The following is a 2,445-nucleotide window of genomic DNA, read 5'->3' as shown; positions in this document are numbered from 1 at the left end:
CCACCCTGAAAACCCTCAGTAGTCCTCTGCGACGCATCGCGTCCTCCTCGTCCGGCCTGCCTGCGGTCGCCACCGTAGCGGCCTTCGGGCCGTCGGGCACGGCAGCCCCGCTCAGCACGGCGGCCGGGATGCCCAGGGCCCTGGCCATGAGGGGGATCACGGCGGGGTCGAGGCGCATCTTGTTGGCCTCGATCCGGGAGATCGCCGACGCCGAGTACCCGACGATGAGACCGACCTGTCGCTGTGTCAGGCGGCGGGCGTTGCGGGCGCCGCGGATGAGGGCGCCGATGTCCTGCGTGCTGTGGTCCACGGGACCTCCTGCGCACGGGCGGGAGCGATGACGGTAGTGCCGTCGGACCAGGGGCTGCCAGGGCGCACACCCGCACGCGGTGTGCACGACCGGCACACGGTGTGCGGGTGTGCGCCGGGCCTGTCCCGCCCCGGGCGCCCGGGCGTCACGGTGGTCCTCGCAGACGGACGGCACCTCCAGCCGGTCCGCTGCCCACACCTCCCGGAGGTTGCGTCGTGCGCGTCCTCGCCCTCGCCGCCCGGCGTCGGCCATCTCCACCTTGATGGCCTCTCTGGCCTATGAGGCCAGGCAGGTCCGGCACCAACGGCATGTCGTACGTTCCGTCACTCCTAGACTGGCTCGCCTCCCACCTCTAGACGACCGGAGCATCCATGCGGCCCGCACGCTTCCAAGCTTGGCTGATCGACACTTTCAAGAACACACCGGGAGTCGGACGCGTCCAGACCCTGGCCGAAGCCGGTGACAGCAAGCACCCCTTCGGCGTCGCGGTAACGCGCGACGGCAAGGAAGAACGCTGGCAGATCACGCACCAACTCGCCGAGGGCGAGAAGCACGAGCACGCCGAGGCCCCGGTCACGGATACCCCGTTCTCCGCGCCGGTCCCGGACGCGGGCGCCGAGTCGGATAAGTGGCTCGTCGGTGTGATCGGCGCTGCCGACAATCCGGAGATCGCCCGTGTCGAGAGGTGGGCCGACCGTCCCGAGGCGTCGTCGCAGGCTGGGGTCACCGTGTTCTTCCACAACGGGTCCCGCGGCTTCGTCCGGCCCCTGTAGACCCTCCGCACCGCGCTACGGCAGGCCCTGCGGAGTAGCACAGCACCATCCGTTCAATCCGACCCCAGGAGTCTGAAATGGATCACGTGCACTGCTCACACATGCGTCCCGGGGGGCGCTTCGACCCGGGCCTGTTGGAGGGGGGATGCCCGGTCTGCGGGTCCACCGTAGGCGCGCCGCCCGGATCACCGACCACCCACCACCAGAGGCCCGGGTCCAGGGAGATGTGCCCGGGGACCGGTCAGCCGGCCCTCTGACGTACCGCTTCTGAACGGCAGTCCTTGACCGGTCCCTGCGGCCGGGGGACCATGCCCGCCGCCGAGAACCTTCGCGCTCTTGGCGGCGGGCCGCTCTCGTCGGTCACCGCGTCCAAGGCCGCATCACCGACAACCGCACGAGGGTCCGGCGTGATGTGGAAGCGGTAGATCAGATGCAGCTCGCGCGGTGGTGGAGTCGGACCGGGACGGGTCACTCGCTGGTCGATCATCCAGGCGAGCTCGTTGCCGCAGAAGACGAGTGCGCCGACGCGGACCTTGGTGCGGGAGAACGGGGTGCGGTGGGTGAGTGGCCGGTGGCTGAGGAGGTCGTACGGGTGCTGAGGGGGAGCCTGGTGGGAGGTTCCGTACGGCGCTGAATGGACGCTCAGCTCTCCTCGGGCTTGCGTTCCGCGACGTACGTCCCCCGCTGGGGCACGGTGAAGACCCACCCCTCGTCGCGGAGGTACTTCACCGCGTTGCGGACGGTCGCTCGGGCCACCCCGAAGCGCTGAGTCAGTGTGGATTCGGACGGGATCTTGCGGTTCACCTCGATGCTGCCGCTCTTGATCTCCGCGATGAGCAGCGCGGCGATCTGCTGGTACACCGGCGTCGGGGCCTCGTGGTCGATCTCAGACATACGGCCAGCGTAGACAACTGGCCATGTTGCCGTTCACTGCTAAACGAGCATGCACTTTGATGGACTTACGTATACAAGTTGGCTAGTGTGCGGGGACGACAAGACCCCGGCGACGGAGGCGGCTGGTCCCCGCCTTGATCCGCCCCGGGGCGTGGCCGACAGCTAACTCAAGGAGCTGACGACATGCGCGATTTTATCGTGCGCGCCCTTTCCCGCGCCCTCTGCGAGCTCGTCCCCCGGCGCCGCCCCGGACGCCACAGCGCCACCCACCTCACCCCCGCTCCCGAACCCGTCATCCCGGTAAGCCCCTGGTCACGCCCCTGGACCTCGCCGTCCAAGGAGGAGGTCGCGGAGATCTTCCGCCGCCAGGCGGAGGAGTGGGCGCGCATGGAGGAGGCGGAGCTTCAACGGGAGCGCCGCCGCGCGGCCGAACTCGCGACGCTGGGCATCGACCACCCGTACACGTAC

The 2,445-nt window shown here is 69.4% G+C and carries 4 protein-coding genes; 2 read left to right on the top strand and 2 right to left on the bottom strand.

The genetic code is table 11. The annotated features are described in order from the left end of the window. Positions 1-310, bottom strand: a 310-nt coding sequence (locus AOK24_RS49945) for a helix-turn-helix domain-containing protein (protein ID WP_206191338.1), incomplete at its 3' end; no start/stop codon positions are given. Between the two features lie 371 nt (positions 311-681). Here AOK24_RS49945 and AOK24_RS37625 point away from each other — a divergent pair. Then, a complete protein-coding gene (locus AOK24_RS37625) occupies positions 682-1,083 on the top strand; it encodes a hypothetical protein (protein ID WP_055724436.1) in 402 nt (133 codons plus the stop codon). 642 nt (positions 1,084-1,725) lie between these two features. Here the strand turns inward: AOK24_RS37625 and AOK24_RS37620 are convergent. Further along, the gene (locus tag AOK24_RS37620; RefSeq protein WP_055724435.1) at positions 1,726-1,977 is read right to left on the bottom strand and encodes a GntR family transcriptional regulator; all 252 of its coding nucleotides are present in this window, start codon (positions 1,975-1,977) and stop codon (positions 1,726-1,728) included. A gap of 183 nt (positions 1,978-2,160) precedes the next feature. Here AOK24_RS37620 and AOK24_RS37615 point away from each other — a divergent pair. Further along, positions 2,161-2,445 (top strand): hypothetical protein (locus AOK24_RS37615; protein ID WP_079057194.1); only part of this gene is annotated, 285 nt, incomplete at its 3' end.

The sequence above is a fragment of the Streptomyces niveiscabiei genome, assembly GCF_001419795.1.
Lineage (GTDB): Bacteria > Actinomycetota > Actinomycetes > Streptomycetales > Streptomycetaceae > Streptomyces > Streptomyces niveiscabiei.
This window is presented reverse-complemented; position numbering and strand designations above follow the sequence as displayed.

Excerpts from the sequence above, each read along its gene's own strand:
- AOK24_RS37625 (WP_055724436.1), top strand. The coding sequence starts at position 682 with ATGCGGCCCGCACGCTTCCAAGCTTGGCTGATCGACACTTTCAAGAAC.
- AOK24_RS37620 (WP_055724435.1), bottom strand. The coding sequence starts at position 1,977 with ATGTCTGAGATCGACCACGAGGCCCCGACGCCGGTGTACCAGCAGATC.